Source organism: Campylobacter sp. JMF_14 EL1, assembly GCF_027737585.1.
GTDB lineage: Bacteria > Campylobacterota > Campylobacteria > Campylobacterales > Campylobacteraceae > Campylobacter_B.
Genome location: NZ_JAOVTW010000001.1, coordinates 240544 through 262614, shown reverse-complemented (window position 1 = coordinate 262614; position 22071 = coordinate 240544). Strand labels below are relative to the sequence as shown.

24 protein-coding genes are annotated in these 22071 nt (G+C 41.3%); 16 read left to right on the top strand and 8 right to left on the bottom strand.

Translation table 11 applies throughout. From position 1 onward, the window contains the following. The first annotated feature begins 23 nt into the window (after window positions 1-23). The 8 genes from OFN73_RS01290 to OFN73_RS01255 all read left to right on the top strand — a co-directional run bounded on the left by OFN73_RS01290 (window position 24) and on the right by OFN73_RS01255 (window position 7280). On the top strand, window positions 24-488 hold the full coding sequence (locus tag OFN73_RS01290) for an RNA pyrophosphohydrolase (protein WP_270859098.1): 465 nt from the start codon (window positions 24-26) through the stop codon (window positions 486-488). Then, on the top strand, window positions 488-1693 hold the full coding sequence (locus OFN73_RS01285) for an aspartate kinase (RefSeq protein WP_270861890.1): 1206 nt from the start codon (window positions 488-490) through the stop codon (window positions 1691-1693). The genes OFN73_RS01290 and OFN73_RS01285 overlap by 1 nt, the downstream gene beginning before the upstream one ends. After that, the gene (locus tag OFN73_RS01280) at window positions 1693-2226 is read left to right on the top strand and encodes a HobA family DNA replication regulator (protein WP_270861889.1); all 534 of its coding nucleotides are present in this window, start codon (window positions 1693-1695) and stop codon (window positions 2224-2226) included. The genes OFN73_RS01285 and OFN73_RS01280 overlap by 1 nt, the downstream gene beginning before the upstream one ends. Continuing rightward, window positions 2223-2840: a DNA polymerase III subunit delta' gene (locus OFN73_RS01275; protein WP_270861888.1), complete on the top strand. Its 618-nt coding sequence runs from the start codon at window positions 2223-2225 to the stop codon at window positions 2838-2840. Before OFN73_RS01280 ends, OFN73_RS01275 begins: the two co-directional genes overlap by 4 nt. Then, window positions 2840-3976 carry a dihydropteroate synthase gene (gene folP, locus OFN73_RS01270; RefSeq protein ID WP_270861887.1) on the top strand — a complete coding sequence of 379 codons (1137 nt, stop codon included), beginning with the start codon at window positions 2840-2842 and terminating at the stop codon, window positions 3974-3976. Before OFN73_RS01275 ends, folP begins: the two co-directional genes overlap by 1 nt. Window positions 3977-4050: 74 nt before the next feature. Next, window positions 4051-4992, top strand: coding sequence for a TAXI family TRAP transporter solute-binding subunit (locus tag OFN73_RS01265; RefSeq protein WP_270861886.1), 942 nt, complete (start codon window positions 4051-4053; stop codon window positions 4990-4992). Between the two features lie 8 nt (window positions 4993-5000). Next, window positions 5001-7040: a TRAP transporter permease gene (locus OFN73_RS01260; RefSeq protein ID WP_270861885.1), complete on the top strand. Its 2040-nt coding sequence runs from the start codon at window positions 5001-5003 to the stop codon at window positions 7038-7040. Then, window positions 7041-7280: a hypothetical protein gene (locus OFN73_RS01255; RefSeq protein ID WP_270861884.1), complete on the top strand. Its 240-nt coding sequence runs from the start codon at window positions 7041-7043 to the stop codon at window positions 7278-7280. Between the two features lie 74 nt (window positions 7281-7354). On the opposite strand, the gene OFN73_RS01250 is transcribed toward OFN73_RS01255, so the two are convergent. Then, window positions 7355-8542, bottom strand: coding sequence for an ammonia-forming cytochrome c nitrite reductase subunit c552 (locus tag OFN73_RS01250; RefSeq protein WP_270861883.1), 1188 nt, complete (start codon window positions 8540-8542; stop codon window positions 7355-7357). A 145-nt stretch (window positions 8543-8687) separates the two neighbouring features. On the opposite strand from OFN73_RS01250, the gene OFN73_RS01245 reads away from it, so the two are divergent. From OFN73_RS01245 to OFN73_RS01220, 6 genes are all read left to right on the top strand, one after another. After that, window positions 8688-9071, top strand: coding sequence for a CidA/LrgA family protein (locus tag OFN73_RS01245; RefSeq protein WP_270861882.1), 384 nt, complete (start codon window positions 8688-8690; stop codon window positions 9069-9071). Beyond that, window positions 9068-9760 carry an LrgB family protein gene (locus tag OFN73_RS01240; RefSeq protein ID WP_270859088.1) on the top strand — a complete coding sequence of 231 codons (693 nt, stop codon included), beginning with the start codon at window positions 9068-9070 and terminating at the stop codon, window positions 9758-9760. Before OFN73_RS01245 ends, OFN73_RS01240 begins: the two co-directional genes overlap by 4 nt. A 9-nt stretch (window positions 9761-9769) precedes the next feature. Next, a complete protein-coding gene (locus OFN73_RS01235) occupies window positions 9770-10345 on the top strand; it encodes a cytidylate kinase-like family protein (protein ID WP_270861881.1) in 576 nt (191 codons plus the stop codon). A gap of 217 nt (window positions 10346-10562) precedes the next feature. Then, complete coding sequence (gene exbB / locus OFN73_RS01230) at window positions 10563-10976, top strand: TonB-system energizer ExbB (RefSeq protein WP_270861880.1); 414 nt, start codon at window positions 10563-10565, stop codon at window positions 10974-10976. A gap of 1 nt (window position 10977) precedes the next feature. Beyond that, window positions 10978-11361: a TonB system transport protein ExbD gene (exbD, locus tag OFN73_RS01225; protein WP_270861879.1), complete on the top strand. Its 384-nt coding sequence runs from the start codon at window positions 10978-10980 to the stop codon at window positions 11359-11361. Then, entirely contained in the window at window positions 11354-12100 is a 747-nt protein-coding gene (locus tag OFN73_RS01220) for an energy transducer TonB (RefSeq protein ID WP_270861878.1), read from the top strand. The genes exbD and OFN73_RS01220 overlap by 8 nt, the downstream gene beginning before the upstream one ends. 307 nt (window positions 12101-12407) lie before the next feature. On the opposite strand, the gene OFN73_RS01215 is transcribed toward OFN73_RS01220, so the two are convergent. The 7 genes from OFN73_RS01215 to glmU all read right to left on the bottom strand — a co-directional run bounded on the left by OFN73_RS01215 (window position 12408) and on the right by glmU (window position 19715). Next, the gene (locus tag OFN73_RS01215) at window positions 12408-13226 is read right to left on the bottom strand and encodes a hypothetical protein (RefSeq protein WP_270861877.1); all 819 of its coding nucleotides are present in this window, start codon (window positions 13224-13226) and stop codon (window positions 12408-12410) included. A gap of 92 nt (window positions 13227-13318) precedes the next feature. After that, on the bottom strand, window positions 13319-14020 hold the full coding sequence (gene truA, locus OFN73_RS01210) for a tRNA pseudouridine(38-40) synthase TruA (protein WP_270861876.1): 702 nt from the start codon (window positions 14018-14020) through the stop codon (window positions 13319-13321). A 1-nt stretch (window position 14021) separates the two neighbouring features. Next, on the bottom strand, window positions 14022-15053 hold the full coding sequence (locus OFN73_RS01205; RefSeq protein ID WP_270861875.1) for an LptF/LptG family permease: 1032 nt from the start codon (window positions 15051-15053) through the stop codon (window positions 14022-14024). Then, window positions 15053-15811: a prepilin peptidase gene (locus OFN73_RS01200; RefSeq protein ID WP_270861874.1), complete on the bottom strand. Its 759-nt coding sequence runs from the start codon at window positions 15809-15811 to the stop codon at window positions 15053-15055. The genes OFN73_RS01205 and OFN73_RS01200 overlap by 1 nt, the downstream gene beginning before the upstream one ends. A 747-nt stretch (window positions 15812-16558) precedes the next feature. Further along, window positions 16559-17236 carry a polyprenyl diphosphate synthase gene (gene uppS, locus OFN73_RS01195; RefSeq protein ID WP_270861873.1) on the bottom strand — a complete coding sequence of 226 codons (678 nt, stop codon included), beginning with the start codon at window positions 17234-17236 and terminating at the stop codon, window positions 16559-16561. Window positions 17237-17239: 3 nt separating this feature from the next. Then, window positions 17240-18421, bottom strand: coding sequence for a bifunctional phosphopantothenoylcysteine decarboxylase/phosphopantothenate--cysteine ligase CoaBC (gene coaBC, locus OFN73_RS01190; protein ID WP_270859075.1), 1182 nt, complete (start codon window positions 18419-18421; stop codon window positions 17240-17242). Next, the gene (glmU, locus tag OFN73_RS01185; protein ID WP_270861872.1) at window positions 18414-19715 is read right to left on the bottom strand and encodes a bifunctional UDP-N-acetylglucosamine diphosphorylase/glucosamine-1-phosphate N-acetyltransferase GlmU; all 1302 of its coding nucleotides are present in this window, start codon (window positions 19713-19715) and stop codon (window positions 18414-18416) included. Before glmU ends, coaBC begins: the two co-directional genes overlap by 8 nt. 167 nt (window positions 19716-19882) lie before the next feature. On the opposite strand from glmU, the gene OFN73_RS01180 reads away from it, so the two are divergent. Both OFN73_RS01180 and OFN73_RS01175 read left to right on the top strand, forming a co-directional pair. Next, window positions 19883-20740 (top strand): EamA family transporter, encoded by an 858-nt coding sequence (locus tag OFN73_RS01180; protein WP_270861871.1) that lies wholly within the window; start codon window positions 19883-19885, stop codon window positions 20738-20740. A gap of 131 nt (window positions 20741-20871) precedes the next feature. Then, window positions 20872-22056 carry an efflux RND transporter periplasmic adaptor subunit gene (locus tag OFN73_RS01175; RefSeq protein ID WP_270861870.1) on the top strand — a complete coding sequence of 395 codons (1185 nt, stop codon included), beginning with the start codon at window positions 20872-20874 and terminating at the stop codon, window positions 22054-22056. The last annotated feature ends 15 nt before the right edge of the window (window positions 22057-22071 follow it).

Here is a 22071-nt window from a genome sequence, read left to right as displayed (position 1 = left end):
CAAATTTTTTTCAAAGAGCTAATATGGAGAAAAATTACAGACCAAATGTCGCAGCTATCGTGCTTGCGCCTTCGTATCCGTTTAGTTGTGATGTGCTTATCGCCCAGCGCAGTGATATACGCGGGGCTTGGCAGTTTCCTCAAGGCGGTATCGACAAGGGTGAGACGCCAAAAATGGCGATTTTACGCGAGTTAAAAGAAGAGATAGGCACAGATGATGTCGATATCATAGCCGAGTGTCCGCAGTGGCACAGCTACGATTTTCCAGAGGCTGTGGCGCAAAAAATGCGCCCATGGGACGGGCAAATGCAAAAGTATTTTTTACTAAGATTAAAAAGCCTAAAAGGGCTTGATATCAAAACGCATAAGCCTGAATTTGATGATTTTAAATTTGTAAATGCAAATCAAGTTTTAAAGCATGTAAATCACTTCAAAAAGCCGATTTATGCGCTTGTTTTAAAATATTTTAAAGAGGAGGGATACCTTTAATGCTTATAGTTCAAAAATACGGTGGCACTAGCGTAGGCACATTAGAGCGCATAGAAGCGGTTGTCGAGCGCGTGATAAAGACTAAAAACGAAGGCCATGATTTAGTCGTAGTTGTATCTGCGATGAGTGGCGTTACAAATAGATTGGTCGAGTATGGAGAGTATTTTACAAAAGATTTAAACACTCGCGAAATGGATATGATGCTAAGTGCTGGCGAGAGGGTTACTAGTGCGCTTTTAGCCCTTGCGCTAAATGCAAAAGGCTACCCTGCGGTGGCGTTTTCTGGCAGACAGGCTGGTATCGTAACAGATACAATGCACACCAAAGCTCGCATTAGCTTTATCGATCCGACTAATATGAATAAAGCCATAAAAGAGGGCAAAATCGTCGTAGTAGCGGGATTTCAAGGCATTACCGAAGAGGGCGATATCACTACTCTTGGCAGAGGTGGAAGCGATCTATCTGCTGTGGCGATAGCTGGAGCGATAAATGCTGATACATGCGAAATCTACACTGATGTCGATGGAGTATATACGACCGATCCACGCATCGAGCCAAAGGCTAAAAAACTCGATAAAATCAGCTACGAAGAGATGTTAGAGCTTGCTAGCATGGGAGCTAAGGTTTTGCAAAATCGTAGCGTAGAGTTAGCCAAAAAGCTTAAAGTAAATTTGGTAACTAGAAGTAGTTTTAATAACAACCAAGGAACACTAATAACAGGAGAAGAAAATATGGAAGACGCAGTAATCAGCGGAATAGCATTAGATAGAAATCAAGCAAGAATCACAATCAGAGGCGTAGATGATAGACCGGGCGTTGCGGCTGAGATTTTTTCATCTTTGGCGCAAAAAGAGATAAATGTAGATATGATAGTCCAAAATATCGGCATTGACGGAGCGACAAATTTAGGCTTTACGATTCCACAAAACGAAATGGAACCAGCCCTAGAAATCATGCGCTCAGTAATTTCTAATCCAAAATGCGTAATCGAAAGCGATAATGAGGTCGTAAAGGTCTCAATCGTGGGCGTGGGTATGAAAAGCCACAGCGGTATCGCTTCGCTAGCATTTCGCACACTAGCAGCTGAGGGTATCAATATCCAAATGATCTCAACTAGCGAGATTAAAATTTCGATGATTGTGGCTGAAAAATACGGCGAGTTAGCAGTTAGGGCCTTGCATAAAGCATATAATTTGGATAAATAATGCAAGATTTATACACTTGGAGCGCTAAAACTCTGCAAAACGAGCGAGATATGGAGTGGCTCGAAAATCGCAAAGAGCACTGGATACCGCTATTAGCGACAAAAATGCGTCTGCTATATAGCGGGTATTCGTTTGTGGTAATGTGCGATGATGAGAGAAGGTGGTTTGGCGAATATATCGTCAGCAAGATAAACGATAGCAAAAACACCAGACCTCTTCTGCCATTTTTCGAGTTTTCATCGCTTTATAACCAAGAGATTACCTCCCAAGAACAGGTCGCTTTGCTAAATGATATGCTCTCGCTCTCATTTAGCAACGGCTTCATTTATTTTTACATAGGCAGGGGCGATCACACTTATGCCAAAATAGCCAAAAGCCACGAGGACAGCTATTTGTGGCTCATCGACGAGGCATTGCCAAACAGCTTTCAGCTAAGCGAAAACGATGAGAGCCTAGATATCAAACTGCTTCAACTCTTTAAAATTTTAAACAAAAGTATCGACGCGGTGCTTTTTGGTGAAGTTGTGCTTTGAAACTCATTAATCAAATTTTTATAACGAACGATTATGCGGGTTTTAAAGCAAAAATTTTATCTGAATTTTCCCCTAAAAATTTGCGCTTTTTCGAAAGCGATGAGCTCAAAATCGACGAAGCTAGGAAGATAATCGACGAAGCCTATATCGCCGAGGTAGAAAACAAAATCATCGTAATTAGCGCGGTTAAATTTCGCGATGAGGCGCAAAACGCGCTTTTAAAAATCCTAGAAGAGCCACCGCGCAATACCATATTTTTCCTCGTTGCGCCCTCGATTACACTGCTGCTGCCGACGATTAGATCTAGGCTAATGGTGCAAAATTTGCTTGGCGAGAAAAAGCGCGAGCGCACGGGGCTAAATTTGCGAAAAATCGATTTGAGGCAGATCGATGCGTTTATTAACGAGTGCATAAATAAAGAACGCGTCGGCTCGCTCGATAAATTTGCCCTAAAATCGCTTGTCATGCAACTTGTCATCGAGTGCTTCGAAGCTGGGATTAAATTTAGCCAAGCCGAGCTAGAACACATAAACAAGCTCGTCTATCTCGTCGAACACAACGCCAAATCCCACGCTGTATTGCCACCGCTATTTTTGATAATCAAAGGCAAATAATGAAAATTTTTAAAATTTCAAATAGTGCCGATTTTATGGCACTTTGCGCGCGCATTAATTGCACAAAAGAGGGTGCGAAAATAATGCGCAAAAAATCAATTCTGAATTTTTTTTATATCAAAGATTTGCGCACCCCTGCGGCAAATATCTTAAAGCAAGATGCCCTTAGCATAGGCGCAGAGCTCGTAACGGCTGAGCATGTGATCACAGGCGGGGCAAACTCAGACGCGCTTTTGATTGCAAACGATAAACAGGTTGAAATTTTGTCAAAAAAAGAAAAGGCACAGGATTTTGGGCTAAAAAATTTGGCGCAGTTTTTGGGGCAAAATTTCAAAAAACCCAAAATTTGCGAGATTATGGGGGTTTTAAATCTAAATTTCGATAGTTTCAATCCCGCTTCTCGCACCCAAAATTTAACCGAAGCAATCGCAAAAATCGAAAAGATGATTGAAGATGGAGCCGATTATATCGACATTGGCGGGGTTAGCTCGCGCCCTGGAAGCCAGTATTGTGGCGCAGATGAAGAGTTTGCGCGCATAAATGGCGTAATAAGCGAAATTTATAGGCAAAATTTGCATAAAAAGGTCAAATTTAGCCTTGATAGTTTTGATGAATACTGCGCCCGTTTCGCGCTAGATCACGGATTTAGCCTTATAAACGATATTAGCGCAAATTTAAATTTAATCAGTGTTATCAAAAATTACGGCGCGAAATACTGCCTAATGCACATGCAAAACTCGCCCCAAAATATGCAAAACTCGCCACATTACGATGATTTGCTAGGCGAGATTGATGAGTTTTTCGCGCGAAATTTGGCGCAAATCGTCCAGCTTGGCGTGGAAGATGTGATTTTGGATGTGGGGATTGGCTTTGGCAAAACGGCCGAGCAAAATTTGATTTTAATCAAAAATTTAGAGCATTTTTTGCACCACGAAAAACCGCTTTTGGTGGGGGCTAGCAGAAAAAGCGTGATTGATTTTTATCACAAATCAAGCGTGGAAGAGAGATTGTCTGGATCTTTGTATTTGCATTTGCTGGCTGCACTTAATGGCGCAGGTATCATCAGGGTGCATGATGTGAAAGAACACAGGCAAATGCTGGATTTAAAATCGGCTTATGATAAAATTTTGTTGTGAAAATGGCTAAATTTTATTAGAATTTTATCCAAATTTAGCAATACTTATCAGCTTAAATTTCACAAGGAGGGAATATGAGAAAAATTTGTGTTGGTGTCGCTGCGTTAGCGATGTTTGCAGGTAGTTTGAGTGCGAAAGAATTTATCAATATCGGCACAGGTGGAATGACGGGGACTTACTATCCTGTGGGCACTGCGATTTGTCGCCTTGTAAATACCGATAAAAATTTTAAATGCTCAGTTCAATCCACAGGCGGATCGACATACAATGTTAATAATGTCCTTAAAAAAGAGCTAAATTTCGGCTTCGTTCAAAGCGATGTCGTTTATGACAAATACAATGGTAAGGGCAAATTCGAGGGCGAGCCAAATCCAAAACTTCGCTCAGTTATTTCGATTTATCCTGAGCTTTTGGCGTTTGTAGTCGCGCGCGATAGCGGAATCAAGGCTTATGCTGACATAGATGGCAAAAAGATAAATTTAGGAAATCCGGGTAGCGGAAACGAAGTAACAAGCACTTTGATTTTTAATGAATACGGCATTGATTTAGCTAAAATGGCGCAACGAAGCGTGCTAACCGTGCAAGAGTGCCCAATGGCGTTAAAAGATAAGAAAATCGACGGATATTTCTTTATGGTGGGACACCCGACTGCAAATATCATCGATGTAGCGACATCTATGAGCGTTGATTTGGTCAGTATCGATGAAGCCACAGCTGATAAAATCGTAGAAAAATACCCATATTTCGCAAAAGGCGTGATTCCAAAAGGGCTTTATGAGGGGATTGATTACGATACTACGACGATTGGCGTAAAGGCTGTGTTAGTCGCTGATGAGAGCGAGAGTGATACAGCCGTAAGAGCGATTGTAAAGGCTATTTTAGATAATTTTGACGAGTATAAACAGCTTCACCCTGCGCTAAATTTGGTTAGCAAAGAATCCCTAATCGAAGGTCTTAGCGCACCACTTCACCCAGCGGCTGAGGCGGTATTTAAAGAAGCTGGAATTTTAAAATAAGGCAGTAGATGAAAAAAGACGAGCAGGTATTAGAGGTAAAAAGTAGAGAATTTTCGTCGAAAAAGCTATTTTGGCTTGTGACGCTAGTGTGCTTCGCGTGGGCTGTTTTTCAGCTTTATATCGCGTATTTTCCGATAAATGGCACGCGCGCTAGATCTATCCATTTAGGTTTTGCGATTTTTATCATTTTCGCTCTTTTTCCTGCTCGTTCTCACTCTAAGGCGCATTTTTACATACCATTTTATGATTATATTTTGCTGGCTGTGGGGACATTTGCGATACTTTATCCTGCGATTGATTTTTACGGGATTGCGCAAAGACCAGGCGATTATTTGCAAAGAGATGTGGTAATTGCGTTTTTAGGAATTTTTGTTTTATTCGAAGCTGGGCGCCGTATGATGGGCTTAGCACTTCCGATAATTGCATTTTTATTTTTGCTGTATTGCTATTTTGGGCAGTATATGCCAGATGTCATCGCGCACCGTGGCGCAAGTATCGAAAAGCTAGCCGGCCACATGTTTCTTACCACAGAGGGCGTTTTTGGCGTGCCTGTGGGAGTTAGCACAAACTATATTTATCTATTTGTGCTTTTTGGTTCGCTTTTAGAGCGCGCTGGTGCGGGACAGTATTTCATAAATGTAGCGTTTGCGCTTTTGGGTAGATTTCGTGGCGGACCAGCTAAGGCTAGCGTTATTGCTAGTGGGCTAACTGGCATGGTTAGCGGAAGCTCGACTGCAAATGTCGTTACCGTGGGGACTTTCACAATCCCGCTTATGAAAAAAGCAGGTCTTAGCCCAGTCAAAGCAGGCGCAATCGAGGTCGCAGCTGGCGTAAATGGCCAACTCATGCCGCCTATCATGGGCGCGGCTGCCTTTATCATCGCGCAGTTTTTGGGTATGGAATACACGCACATTATGATTGCTGCGCTAATTCCTGCGTTTGCGTGCTATGCGGGGCTATTTTTTATCGTGCATTTAGAGAGCTGTAAGCTAGGGCTTAAAGGAAATTCAAACTACAAAAGAGTTTCAAAACTAAAACTAATTTTAAGCGGAATTCACTTTTTAATCCCGATTATGGTACTTTTATACACGCTTTTGATTTTGAAGCAAAGTGCCTTTGCAGCGGCATTTAACGCGATTGGCGTGCTATTTATCATAATGGTGCTTCAAGAACCAGTTCGCAAACTAATCTACAAAGAGCAAATTTTAAGGCAAGATTTTATCCAAGGTTTTAGCGATATTTTTTGGGCTATGGTCGCAGCGTCGAAAAACATGGTAACAGTCGCAGTCGCCACCGCTCTTGCTGGCGTCATCATCGGTTCTATTTCGCTAACTGGTCTAGGAGCTGTGCTATCTGATCTAGTCGAGGCTGTGGCTGGGGATAATATTTTGTTGATTTTGCTAATGACGGCGATAATGAGCCTGATTTTAGGCATGGGGCTTCCGACTACGGCGAATTATATCGTGGTTTCTAGCCTAATTGCGCCTGTGATTTTGATTTTAGCTGATAGAAATGATTTGCTTGTGCCTGCGATTGCGGTGCATTTGTTTGTGTTTTATTTCGGAATTTTAGCTGATGATACGCCACCTGTGGGAATTGCAGCGTATGCCGCCGCAGGTATTGCTAAGGCAAACCCTGTAATCGTGGGCGTGCAGGGATTTATTTATGATTTGCGAACAGCGATTTTGCCGTTTGCGTTTTTTTTCAATAACAAACTTCTTTTAATCGAGTCAATCACCACCCCAATGGATCCAAAGGGCATTACATGGATCTCAGATCCCGCCCAAATCGCGCTTATTTTTGCTAGCGCGCTCATTGGTATGTTTGCGTTTAGCTCCGTGCTTCAAGGCTGGTTTGTGAAAAAATGCAACGCCTTAGAGCGCGTGCTACTGCTATGCGTCGTGCCGCTAATGCTCGTGCCAAATATGTGCGTGAGATATTTCGATTTCATCAGTAGCGAATATATCTGCTATGGGGTCGCTTTGGCGATTTATGTGGGGATTTTTATTAAGCAGTGGTTCGCAAAACCAGAGGGCGAGCAAGCTTAAATGCAAAATTTCAAATGGCAAATTTCAAAGCAGTTAAAAACTGCAATGAGGCAGAAAAATATTGATAATTTTAGCCTTGTTGATTTGGTTGGGGTCCTCTACGACGAGGCGCACCCAGGTCATAGCGAGGATATGAGAGCGGAGGTTTTTGCTATACTTGATGAATATAATCCAAATTTAGATATCGAAATTTTTGATATGGTTTGCAGGGCTTTGGGTATCAAAATCACACTCGGATAAATTTGATATTTTTGTGAATTTTAAAATTTAAAAATGGGGTCAAATTTGACCCCATTGTGCTTTTTAAAGCAGAGTTAGAAAGTTATTTCTATGATTTCATAAGGCTTGGTGAAGCTTTCGTCCTTGACTTTGAGCAGGTTTTGAAGCTGTGGCGCTAGGACATAATAGACGATTTTGACATCGACGGTGTAGGTGTTTTGTGGCATAGTTACGCTAAATTCTCTGCTCTCCCCGGCGTTTAATCTCGTATCTTCCTTCAAAGTTTTTGCGGCATACGATAGGGTTTCATCGCCTCTGCTGTCTGTATAGATCGCACGAAGCGCGCCTAAATTTTGCGTTGATAAAATTTTGCCAAGTCTGTCTTTGAATCTGACATGCACTTCAACCGAACGCCCGCTAAATCCTGTCGGAACCTTGTGAGTGGTTAAATTTTTTAAATTTATCACCGCTTTATCGCCGCCTAAGCGATTAAATCTAAGCTCAATCGCCTCTTTTAGGATATCTGAATTGCGTGCGCCGTTGAAAAAGTGAGATCTGATATCTCTGATAACCGCGCCTTCCCTAGGTGCGCCAGGGGCGATGATTTTTTTGGTCGATTTGCCCATGTGGCAATCCACGCAAAGTTTGGCGTTTTGCACGCCTGCACCCTCAGCTTGTGTGTTATAAATCGAAAGCTTAGATTTGCCGCCTTGTCCTTGGTGGCAAGAGTTGCAAAGCTCGTCGTTGTTTTGGAAAAAATCTCGTTTTTGGCTTTGGTGATACAGCGCGTCAGCCTCGCTCACATCGTATGGGCCAGTCACATAGTCCTCGCTCCACGAGAAGCTTTTGTATCCAGAGATACTCGGATCGCTTTGGTCTGGTTTGATTTTATCGACATTGTGGCAAATGTAGCACGAAATGCCGTTTTTGACATCTTCGCTTTTGGTAAATTCTTTGACCTTGTCTTTCTCGCCAAGATCAAGCGACAGCGCCACGCTCATCGATACATCTAGCTCTTTGATTTTCATTTTTGCGTTGTGGCATTGACCGCATGATAGCGTTAGACTCTCTTCTAAATTTCCCGTTTCTTTGGCGATTAATGAAATTGATTTTTTGTAAAGTTCGTTAGAATCCTCGTGTGATAGCGCGTGTAGGGATTTGACCCAAGCTTCATGCACATCGCTGTGGCAGGTGGCACAGACATTTGGATCAGCGAAATCAGCCTCAGCGGCAAACAAAAATGAGAAACCTAGTCCCAAAAGCCCTAAAAATTTAAACCTCATAATCTCCCTCCAAATCGAAATTTGGGCTATTCTAGCAAAAGAATTCTTAAAATTTTATATTAGTCAAATTACACTTTTTAGATAAATTTAATATTTTATTTATCCGAATTGCGCTAAATTTCGACGAATTTTTGGAGGTTGAAATTTGAAATTTTTAGAGCAATTTAGCATTATTTTAGGAATTTCTCTGTGCGCTGAAATTTTATCCAAACTTATCCCGCTTAGCATACCAGCTAGTATTTACGGGCTGATACTTATGCTTTTGGCTTTGATTTTTAGGGTGGTTAAAATCTCGCAAATCAGGGAGAGCGCGTCGTTTTTCATGCAGATAATGCCTGTGATTTTTATCCCGGCAGGGGCTGCTATCATCGTAGCTGGCGATGTTTTGATGGCGAATTTTTGGGCGATAATCGTGATTGTGGTGATTTCTACGATTTTGGTAATGGGTGCTAGCGGATTTGTAACGCAGATTTATTACGAAAAAACGCTAGAAAAAGAGCGCAAAAAGCTCTACGAGGACGAAAAATGAGAGAGATACTCATAAATTCGGCGTTTTTTGGCGTTTTTTTGTGTTTGATTTCGTTTCAGGCTGGAATTTATCTGAAAAAACGCTTCAAACTAGCGATTTTCAACCCGCTTTTGGTGGGGACGATTTTGACGGTCTTAACCCTCGTGCTAGTGGATATCCCATACGATAAATTTAATGCCAGCGCCGCGCATGTGAGCTTTTTCCTCACGCCGATTACGGTGTGTTTGGCGGTGCCATTATACGAGCAACTCTCGCTCTTGCGCAAAAATTTTGTTGCGATTTTTGCGGGGCTGTTTGCGGGCGTGCTGGCTGGGACTTGCAGTATTTACGCGCTGGCTTTGATTTTTGGCATAGACCATGCGCTCTATGTAACACTGCTACCCAAATCCGTAACCGCGCCCATTGGCATGGGTATTAGCGAGAGTTTGGGCGGAATCGTAAATTTGACCATGGCGTGCATAATCGCAACGGGGATTTTAGGAAATATATTTGGAGAGGCGATTTTAAGGCTATTTCGCATAAAAAAATCCGTAGCAAAGGGGATTGCGCTTGGGTGCGCAAGCCATGCTATGGGGACAGCAAAAGCCCTTGAAATCGGAGATATCGAGGGCGCAATGGCGTCTTTGGCGATGGCTGTAACCGGGCTTTTTACCGTGGTTGGGGCCAGTATTTTTGCAAACTTTATTTAAGGAAATTTTATGGTAATCACAATCGCTAGACAAACAGGGGCAGGTGGGCGCGAACTAGCCCAAAAATTGGCAGCTAGGCTAGGATACACTTACCTCGAAAAGGCCGATTTGCTCAAACGAGCTGATTCTTTGGGGTGCTTTGAGATGATGTATGAATTCTACAATGAAATGCCTATAAATATGCTCTTGCACGCCATTTCGCACAATGAAATCGCAAACGAAGAGAAGCGCGAACGCATAGCCAAAATTTATCGCCAAATCGCACATGACGGAAATATCATAATTTTGGGGCGTTGTGCTGGGTATTTTTTGCGCAGTAGAGGGGATTTACTGCGTGTGTTTTTGCGCGCGGAGGACGAGTTTAAACTCACTCGCCTTGCTAGCGAAACCAAGGGCGATGTCAGGGAGTTTATGGAAAACTCAGACGCTGGCAGAGCGAGCTTTCATAGGTATTACACGAACGAAATTTGGGGCGCGTCGCAAAACTACGATATCTGCATAAATACATCGTTTTGCGGTGTCGATGGCGCGGCGCAAATCGTGGAAAATTTGATTAAATTTAAAGAAAATTTGGGCGCAAAATGATTTAAATTTTCAAAACTTACAGCGCGTAGTATAAAATTTTATACAATCAATTTTGAGAGAATTTATTAAAAATTTTGCTTTCAAAATTGATTGATATTGATAAAAGTTATTGACTTATATTCTAAATTTCGTTAAAATACCCCGATTTTTCGCTATTTTCAAAATCACTGTATTTTTGATAAGCAAAATTTACAAATTTTATCCACGGGAGAAATTTATGGATTTTCTAAAAGACTATATTGATTATATAATTATTTCTATTTTGGTTTTTATGAGCTTTTTGGTCGTTTGGTTTAGCATAGAGCGGGTGCTGTTTTACAAAAGAGTATCGCCAAAAGACTACAAAAGCAAGGCGCTGTATGAGGAGGCGCTGAGCAAAAATCTCACCGCACTTTATATCGTGTATTCTAACGCCCCGTATATCGGGCTTTTGGGCACTGTGGCTGGCATTATGATTACATTTTATGACATGGGTGCTAGTGCCAATATCGACGCAAAGGCTATCATGCAAGGCCTCTCTCTCGCGCTCAAAGCCACTGCGCTGGGGCTTTTGGTCGCTGTGCCTACGCTGATGATTTACAACTGCTTTTTGCGCAAAGTCGATGTCATGCTCAATCGCTACGAGGGCTAAAATGCGACTACCTAGGAAAGAGGGGCTAAATATCGTCCCATTTATCGATATTATGCTGGTTTTGCTAGCAATCACGCTTAGCGTTTCGACCTTTATCGCACAAGGGTTAATCAAGGTCGATTTGCCAAGTGCCAAAAGCGCGCAAAGCCCAAGCGAAGAGAAGAAAATCACCATTAAAATCGATGAAAACTCGCAAATTTTCATCGATGATATTGCCGTGGATAGCGAGGCTTTGAAGTCAAATTTGGAGCATTTGCAAAAGCATGATTTGATTGTTTTAGAAAATGATAAAAACTCCAAATTCGAGGCTTTCGTCATCGTAATGGACGCCCTAAAAGAGCTAAATCACGAAAATTTCGCAATTGTGACGAAAAAAGATGAATAGCGCAATCGGATTTTTAACTTCGCTCGTTTTGCATATAGCTTTGCTTTGCTACGCTTTTGCGAATTTCAGGGCGCCAAATTTGATGCAAGATGAAGCTCTAAGCGTGATTAGAATCGAAAATTTCGTCGCTTTGAGTGATACTGCGCCCGAAAATGTGGAAAATTTAGCCGAGCAAAATTCACAGCCTGAACCTGCCCCAGAACCTGTTTCTGAGCCAGAGCCAGAGCCTACCCCTACGCCAGAACCTACGCCCGAGCCAGAGCCTGAACCTGCGCCCGAACCGCTCCCTAAACCTGAGCCAAAACCAAAACCAAAACCAAAAAAAATCGCAAAAGAAAAGGCTGTAAAAAAGAATTTTGATAGCAACAAAACAGGCGCAAATTTGCCAAATTTAGCCCAAACTAATGCTAGCGCAGGCGCGCCAAAAGCGGGCATGGCAAACATACAAGGCAATGCCAAGAGCGATAATATCGGCGGCGTGATACAAAAAATCATCGCAGCCTACGCGCAAAAAAGCTACCCAAAAAGCGCGAAAATGCGTAGGCAAACTGGCGTGGTAAAGGCTGAGTTTCAATATCTGCCAGGTGGCGTGGTGCAGGGCGCTAGAATAGTATCTAGCTCTGGTGTGGAGGCACTAGATGAGGCTGTATTACGGGCGATAGAGCGCACGAAATCGAAATTTCCGCCCACGACAAGCGCGCGAACTTTTGTCGTAAATGTGCGCTTTGTGCTGAAATAAATTTCAAAATTTTGCAAATTTAGCGACTTTAAATTTTAAATTTGTAGATTGCCACGCTCGTTTCACTCGCTCGCAATGACAGATTAAGAAAAATTTGCCAGCCATTGTCATTGCGAGCTTTCGCAGAAAGCGAAGCAATCTACGAGATTAAATTTACGATTGATTTTTATGTTATTATAAGTAAAGCTTTGCAAAGCAAAGAAGCTTTATTTAAATGATTATTAAATTATTTTATCTTTTTTTGTGGGCAAGGACGCCAACCTTACGATACTCTCTTTTAAAAAATTGGTTTTATTAAATTTTGTTATCAAAAAATTGAATACCTTTTTGGTAAATTATCAATATTTATATTTTTTTGTAAAAAATATTTCTTTACTTCCTTATATATTTCATCACTATATAGATAAATCATAAAATATCTAATTGATAACGGCGAACCGATTGCAGTTTTAGCCGGATTATCAATTTGAATAGATGAAAAAATTTCAAATCCTTTTAAACTCTTATTCAAAAATATATAAAAGAAAAATCTTATAAAAATATATGAAAAACAAAAAGATACAGATAAACTAACAATTAATATAGGTTTGTAGAATAAAAATACAACCAACATAATCATAAAATACATAGTGACAATATTTTGTTTGTGATTGCTTACATCACAACAAGTAAAAAATGGTTTTGCCATTTTATTTTCTACAATTTCACATCGCCTTTTTAATTTCCCATAATCATAAAATTCAATATATCTATTTGTAAATTTAATTTTATGGTGTGAAAAATGCGTTTTTTGAAACATAAAAATAATACTTATCCAGCAAATCGGAAAAAGAATAAGCCAAATATCTAAATTACCGCTATTTGCTAGATATAATTTTTCAAATAAATTATAAAAAATCCCACTAATCATTAAAGACGGCACAAATAACGAAAATACAAAAAATTCTTCATAGCTTTGTATTATCAATGGATTTTCATCATAATCCCTAAAATTTGGATCGGTTTGTTTTTTATTTTCTAGCCATTGTTGATATTTAGCTTCTTTTTCTTTTGCTTGTTGAATTTTCATTTCGGCTTTTTTAGTCATTTGCTCTGCTTTTTCTCGCATTATTTTTTCATTATCCAAATTTAATCCTTTTTATAAAATCCCGGTCAATATCTGTGATACTGAATTTATCAAATTTTACAAATTCAACCCCGCTTAATCAAATGTAAAATTTAGTAAATCACATTTGAGAGATAAAGTCCATTTGGTGGGGCTGGTATGCGGGTGAGGGCGTGGGAGAGGTCTAGGGGGCGATTTGATTTGAGCGAGGCAAGGGCGTTTGCTAGCATTAATCGCACTTGTGCGCGTAAAAAGCCGTTTGCGACGAAATTTACCACGCTGAGATTTCCGTGCGAATACGCGCGCGCTACGAAAATTTCACGAACCGGGCTTTTTATCTCGCTTCCAACCTTCATAAACTCGCTAAAATCGTGTTCGCCGATAAATTTCGCAAGAATCAAATTTAGCTTTTCGGTATCAAATTTGGGCATAAAAATTTGAAAATCGCTTAGAAATGGGTTAAATTCGCCGTGGTTGATGATGTAGCGATACGCCCTAGCTTTGGCGCTGTATCTTGGGTGAAATTCATCGCTTACCACGCGCAGGTCGCGCACGAAAATGTATGGCGCGCAGTGGCGATTGATGAGCTCTTTAAGGCGTGGCAAGCTTTGGTAGAGTTCGCATTTTACGGTGCTTGTTTGGCGCAGGGCATGCACGCCCTTGTCGGTGCGAGAGCTAGTGGTGAGCGCGCCAAAAATCCCGACCCTACCAAGCGCGATTTTGAGCGTGTCCTCGACACTGCGACCATGTGGCTGGGACTGCGAGCCACAAAATCGCGCGCCGTTATAAGCGTAGGTAAGAAGTAAATTTTGCATTTTAATATCGCGGTTTGATTTTGAAGTTATAATAAATCCAAGATAGGATAAATGTCAGCAAAAATGTAACGCTAATGGCGATTTGTGGGCGTTTGGCTAGTATCATAATCAGCGCAAAATAGCTAAAAAGCACCCCAAAAATCCCAGCGTAAATAAAGCCCTTTTCGTAGCGGTAAGTTACGATTCCAAAGCTTAGCGCAAAAAGCACGCTTGCTAGCGGAAATAGTGAAACAAGCACATAAATGCTGAAATCTTTTTTGCGTTTGTCGTTTTTGCGCATTTCGCGCCAGTATCCTAGCACATCGCTCCCTGTGCGGATATTGCTCTTAGAAAGTGTGCGTATGATAAGCTCGTCAAACTCAGTAATATGCCACTCATCGCTATCCACGGTGTAGATTTTACCATCATGCAAAAGCGCGGAGAAGCTTTGATTTTCGCTTACAAACTCGCCTTTTTTGGCGATGATTATGCGCTCATCTTCGCCTTTTTTGCCGTGGTTGTAAAATACTAAATTTTTGTAAATTTTGCCGTTTTCGCCCTCGTCTTCGCCCTCGATGAAAACCATCCACTCCGAAAATTTCTGCCCAAATTCGCTAGCTTTGATATTTAGCGTGGCGCTGACTTTTTTGTAGTCGATGAAATTGTCTTTGAGATTTTCGGCGATTGGCATCATCACAAGCGAAATAAAGAGCAAAAGAACCGAAAAAATCGCCGCAATCACGCCGAAAAACACAGCGATTTTGCGCGTAACATAACCGATAGTAAAAAGCACGATTGTTTCGTTTTCTTTTGAAAGGCGGAAAAGCGCCATGCTAAGGGCGACAAAAAAAGCAATCGGCACGGTGAAAATGAGAATTCGCGGTAGCATAAAAAGGTAGAGTTTGATTAGCTCTATCAAATTTATCTCGATAAAAGAGGTAATGCGCGCAATCTGCAAGAAAAACACAATCGACATAATGATAAAAAGCGTGCTAAATAGCGACGCAAACGAGCTTATGAAGTTGCTAAATAGGTATTTTTGAACTCTATCCATTAGACTAAAATTCCAATGTCTTGTAAAAATGCGATAATCTCGTCGCCAAAAAGGCAAGTTAGCAAAAGTCCAGCTGATAAAAACGGCACAAACGGCAGTTCGTAGCCTTTTTTGTTGGCGATTGCGTATGCTGGCAGGGTCAAAATCGCACCGATATAAATCGCGATACCGCCTAGCTTCCAGCCCAAAATTGCGCCTATGATTATGGCGATAAAAATATCAGCTGAGCCCATGGCTTCGCGCTTTAAGACCTTTGTGATGATGAGGCGAAGCGCGAAAAACGCTACCCCATACCCAGCAGCTGGATACAGCAAGCTAATGTCAAAATCATAAAGCAAAGGATAGACTAGGCTAAGCGCGGTAGCTGTGAAAAGCAGGCTATCTGGCACGGCCTTGAACTCGAAATCGATTGCCGAAAGCGCTAGTAAAAGTATGAAAAGTAGCGCTAAAATGGCGGCTTTGATGATATCTGGCTCGCAGATATACGCGCTCGTGGCTAGCGCGCCAGCTAAAAACTCCACTATGGGATAGCGGATAGAGATTTTTTCCTTGCAAAATGCGCATTTTCCGCCCAAAAACAGCCACGAAAACAGCGGGACATTGTGGTAAAATTTCAGCGGAGTGCCGCATTTAGGGCAGTGCGAAGCAGGGAAGTTGATACTCTCGCTACGCGGAAGCCTGTGGATTAAGACATTGCTAAACGAGCCGACACAGATGCCAAAAAGGGCGAAAATCGCCATATAAAGGTAGTATTCCATAAAAATCCATTATTAAATTGATAAATTTTGCAAACGGTTATTTTACAATTTTTTGGCTAAATTTTGGGCAAATTCGGGAGTGAAATTTAAAATTTACGAAATTTGCTCTCATTGCGCAAATCAATCGTGTCGTCAAATCTGTCATTATGATGAGCTGTGTGACAGCGAGGAAGCAAAACAAGCGAAGCGGTGGTGTGTGGAGTTGGGTAGATTTGGACGAGTCATAGGCGAAGTCTAATCTATGAGTTGAAAATTAAAAGCGCAAAATTCTCTGTCATTGCGAGAAATACGAAGTATTTCGAAACAATCCAGTAAATTTTAGAGCGAATTTAAAATTTTTGAAATTTATTTTCGAATTAAAATTTATCTAAAATTCCCACTGGATTGCTTCGTCAAGGCTTCGCCTTTCCTCGCAATGACACGGATTAGAGCGACTGATTATTTGCGCTCGTAGATTGCCACGAATTTTGCTAACGCAAAATTCTCGCAATGACAGTGGCGAGCAAAATTTGTTTAATCTGTCATTGCGAGGAGCTGTGTGGCAGCGACGAAGCAATCTACGAGTTAAAAATTTAAAGCATGCAAATTTGCACTCGTTGCGAGCTTTTGTAGAAAACGAAGCAATTTGGAGAATTATCATTGAATTTTGGAATTTTATTTTGGAAATACTGCGCCGAAATTTTAAAATTCAAAATCTTTTAAATTTTCCTAGATTGTTAGAATTTTGTGTATTTTTGTTTTGTGATATTATAAACCACCAAATCTTCGGTTTTTATTTTTAAATTCGCTGATGATTTGCGATAATTCTTCGTTAGAAAATTCAGGCCACAAAGTATCGCTAAAAGCTAGTTCAGCGTAACTTGCCTGCCAAAGCAAGAAGTTTGAAATGCGCTTTTCGCCACCTGTGCGGATTAGCAAATCCACATCGCCACTGCGCGCGGTATCCAAATGCGCTGAAATTTCGCTCTCGCTAAATTCACTCCCAAAGCGTGAAATTTCGCGACACGCTCGCACGATTTCATCACGCGCGCCGTAATTTATCGCCAAATTTAGATTTAAATTCGCACAATTTTGCGTAAAATTTTGCAAATCATAAATTTTGCTTTTCAAATCATCGCTAAATTTCGCTATATCGCCGACGGCTTTGAAATTTATCCCATTTGCCAAAAAACTCTCTTTTTTATCAACCAAAAATTTCGCCAAAAGCTTCATCAAAAACTCAACTTCGCTTTTTGGCCGCTTCCAGTTTTCGGTGCTAAATGCGTAAAGAGTTAAATTTGGGATTTTTTCTTTTATGCAAAATTCGCAGACTCTCTGCACGACCTGTGCGCCCACTTCGTGCCCGCCAGTGCGCAATAGGGCGCGTTTTTTAGCCCAGCGCCCATTGCCGTCCATAATGATTGCTAAATGGTTTAATTGATTCACGATTTAGATTTTTTTAAGTTCGTTTGCTAGTTTTAGCGCGATTTCATCTTTGCTCGCAGTGTCTAGCTCGGTAATAAAATCGTTTGTCAAAAGCGTGATTCTCGTGACATCGCCACCTAGTTTTACCACATCATCTAGCGTATTTAGGCACACTGCGTCGAGATTTTTCTCATCTAGCATGCGTTTTGCTTCGTTTAGTGCGGTCTCTTTGTCGGTTTCAAGCTTGAAGCCGATTTTTTTGATATTTGCATGCACTGAGCTTAGGATATCATCGGTCTTGCCAAGGCGCAGGTTCCATACATCGCCGATTTCTGTCTTTTTGACCTTGCCTTTGTAGCGGACTTTTGGAGTGTAGTCGCTAACAGCTGCTGCCATTATCAGGTATGAGCCATCAGGGAATTTCGTGCTATCAAGGGCTGATTTTAGGCCGATTGTGCTCTCAAAAATCGTAAGTTTATAAGGCAAATTTGGATAATCCACGCTCGAAATCAGCGTTACATTTGCGCCTAGATAATAAAATGCGTCCGCGATTGCCTTTGATGTTTTTCCGCTAGAAAAATTTGTAATTCCGCGGATATTGTCGATTTTCTCGGTTGTTGGACCGCCTGTGATGACGACATTTTTGCCTTCCCAAAATTTATCCTTATGGATTGCGCGTTTTACGGTTTGAAGTATCGCCTCTGTGGTCGCAAGGCCGCCTTTGCCCTTTTCGCCACAAGCTAGCATTTTTTCGATAGGCTCGACAAACAAGGCTTTGACATTGCTTTTTAAAATTTCAATGCAGTTTTGGGTTATGTTGTTTTCAAGTAGCGCAGGATTGGCTGCTGGTGCGATTACGACCTTGGCTTTGGCGAAGGCTGCGTTTATGGTTTGTAAAAATACATTATCACAAACTCCCCAAGCAAGCTTGTTTATCGTATTTGCCGTAGCAGGAGCGATTAAGACTAAATCTACTTTTGAGTAGTTTATGTGATTTACCCCTTTTTGCCAGTCTTCGTTGCCGCTGCATAGCACAGGGTGATCGCACAAAGCCTCGAAAGCCTTGTAGCTCACAAACTCGCTCGCACCCTCGCTAAGTGCGACATAAACATCGAAATTCGCCTTTTTAAGCGCAGAGAGAATTTCAAACGCTTTATAAAAACTAATGCTTCCACAAACTGCTAGTAAAATTTTCTTCTTACTCATTGTTGCTCCTAAAAAATTTATAGAAAAATTCAGCTTTGTTTGTTTGTTTTGATCTAGCTATCGCTAGTGCGCCATTTGGGACATCTGAGACGATAGTTGAGCCCGCTGCTATGATGACATCATCGCCTATTTTAACTGGGGCTACGAACTGCGTATCGGAGCCTACGAAGACATTTTTTCCGATTATGGTTTTGTATTTTTTCTTGCCGTCGTAATTGCATGTAATCGTGCCGCAGCCGATATTTGTGCCGCTATCAATCTCGCAATCTCCAAGATAGCTTAAATGGCCTGCTTTGATATTATTAACCTTTGCGTTTTTTAGCTCTACGAAATTTCCGATATGAGTGCCCACAATCTCGCATTTTGGGCGTATGTGCGCCATAGGGCCTAGGTCAGAATTTTTAATTAGCGAGCTTTCGACTACGCTTGAACTTTTGATTATAGAGTTTTCGATCACGCACTCACCGATAATGCTGACATTTTCTTGCAACTCACACTCGCCGATAAATTTCGCCCTGCAATCTATATAAATCGTGCTAGGAAGGCGCATTAGCACGCCAGCTTTCATCAAGCGCTCTTTTATGCGATTTTGCATGATTTCCTCAGCCGCGCTTAGCGCAAATTTATCATTTATGCCCATGAAATTTTGCTCATCAACCCACACAGCAGAGCATTTTAAGCCCATATCCTTGGCGATTTTTATGCTATCTGTGAGGTAATACTCTTTTTGGGCGTTGTTTGGTGTGATTTGAGGCAGTATTTTTTCTAGCACCTTTGTATCGAAGCAGTAGCACCCAGCATTAGCGTCGCAAACCAGCTTTTCTTCCTCGCTAGCGTCCTTTTGCTCGACGATTTTTAAAATTTCGCCATCTTTTGTGATAACCCTGCCATATCCAAATGGATCTTTTGCGCGAAATACGCTTAGGGCGACATCTGCGTCGCTACTGCAAAGCGAGCGCAAATCTGCGCTGTCGATTAGTGGCATATCGCCACATACGATTAGAGTTTTTTGGCTATTAAATTTGATATCTTTTAGTGCGCCTGCGGTGCCTGGGAAGTTTTCGTGGTCTTGTTTGTAAATTTTGGTGTTTGGATACTCGCTCAAAACTGCCTCTTTTACACGATCAAATTGATAGTGCAAAATCACGCTCACATCATCGCTAATTTCATACGCGCGCTCCAAAACATGGCTTAACATCGACTTGCCACAAAGTTCAAATAGCACTTTTGGGCGGTCTGACTTCATACGCGTGCCAAAACCAGCGGCTAGAATTACTACTGAAATTTCACTCATAATTTTCCTAAAAAATAAAAATTTAGGGATTTTATCACAGCAAAGATTAATAAAAGATTACTTTTGCGGGCTGAAATTTTAAAATTTATCGTTAAAAAAAATTGTAATTTAAATTTAAACTCAAATTTTATAAAATCCTTGGAATTTTTAAAATTTTGGGGCAAATTTTGACAAAACTTATCATCGTTACATTTATTTGGGCGTTTAGCTTTTCGCTGATTGGCGAGTTTTTGCGCGGGATTGATAGTGCGTATTTGGCGCTTTCGCGCGTGGCTTTGGCGTTTGTATGCTTCGTGCCGTTTATGAAATTTAAAGGTGTAAATTTGCGCCTAGCAGGGCAAATTTGCGCGATTGGCGCAGTGCAAATCGGCATAATGTATATTTTTTATTATAAAAGTTTTGCGTATCTCAAAGTCTATGAAGTGGCGCTTTTTACGATATTTACGCCGTTTTATGTGACGCTGATATATGATGCGTTTGCTAGGCGTTTTCGCTCGCTTTATCTGCTTAGTGTTTCGCTTGCGGTTTTGGGGGCGTTTGTGATTAAATTTAATGGCATAAACTCTGAGTTTTTAACCGGATTTTTGCTGATTCAAGGGGCGAATTTGTGCTTTGGCGCAGGTCAGAGTGCGTATAAATATCTGTGCGAAAGCAAGGGGCTTGGCGAGCAAAAAGAGCTTTTTGGCTATTTTTTCCTAGGCGCGGTGATTGCGTGCGCGCTTGTGGCGGCGCTTTTTGGAAACGCGGCGAAATTTAATCCAAACGCAGAGCAGGTCGCAATCATAATTTTTATGGGCGTGGTAAGTTCCGCGCTTTGCTATTTTTTGTGGAACAAAGGCGCTTGCGAAGTCGATGCTGGCGTGCTTGCGATTATGAATAACGCTCTAATCCCAGCCGCAATTATCGTAAATTTAGCCCTTTGGCATAAAGACGCCGAGCTTGGCAAATTCCTAATCGGTAGCGTAATAATCGCTTCTTCACTAATCCTGCACAAAAAAATAATGAAATTTTACGCAAAAGCCTAAATTTGGTTAGTTTTGATTAGCTTTTGTAAAATTTAGAGATAGAATTTGTAATTAAAATTTCGCAAAATTTAATTAGGTTTAAATTTGTTCGCTAAAATTGCGGATTTGAATTTAAAAAAAAGTTGGAGAAGATGAAAAAAATAGTTAAAATTTTAGTTATTTTAGCCCTGATTTTGGGCGGATATTTCGCGTATAAAAAATTTGGCGCAAAAGATGAAGCCCCAAAAATCCTAACCACAAAAATGCAAAAAGGCAATATCCGTGGCACCGTGACAGCCACTGGCGAGGTTTATGCGCAAGAGTTAGTCGATGTGGGTGCGCAAGTAGGCGGTCAGATTAAAAAGCTCTATGTCAAAGTCGGCGATGTGGTCAAGGCTGGCGATATGATAGCCCAAATCGACTCAGTTACCCAAGAAAACAATATCGCCAAGGAAAAGGCGCAGTTAAATATCTATGAGGCAAATTTGGTTTCAGCCAAAATCGCTAGCGATAACGCCCAGATTCAATACAACCGCGAGCTTAAACTCTACAAAGCAAACGCGACTTCGAAAGAGGCCCTAGAAAACGCCAAAAACAATCTTGCTGCAAAAGAGGCAGCCAAAAAACAGATCGAAGCGCAAATCGAGCAGACCAAACTCTCTTTAAGCACGGCTGAGACAAATTTAGGCTACACCAAAATCACAGCCCCTACTAGCGGGACAATCGTATCAGTCCCGGTTGAAGAGGGCAAAACCGTAAATGCCAACCAAACTACGCCAACTATCGCAAAAATCGCGGATTTAAGCAAAATGGAGATAAAAATGGAAGTCGCCGAGGGCGATATTTCTAAAATCAGCGTCGGCACGCCGGTAGAATACTATATCCTTTCAAATTTAAACGATGTGCGCCAAGCCCATGTCTCACACATAGACCCGGGTCTAACCACACTAAGCGATGGTAGCTATGATAAGGCTAGCACGAGTGTGAGCTCATCAAAAAGCGCTGTTTATTTTTATGTCAAATCCTCAATCGACAATAGAGATAATTACCTAAAAATCGGCATGACGACAGAGTGTGAAATCATCGTAAATCACGCAGAAGACACAAACTATCTGCCAACTTCTGTAATCAAACGCGATGAAAAAGGCGATTATGTCATGGTAAAAAGGGCTTTTGGCTCAGAGAAAACCTATATCAAAAAGGGTATTAGCGATGATTTAAATACCGAAATTTTGGGTGGTTTGAGCGATGATGATGAGATTATCATCGCAGATGGTTCAAACGCCAATCAAATCGGCGATGGCAGAGGCGGACGCGCTCCTAGAATGAGATTTTAAAATTTAAAATTTAGC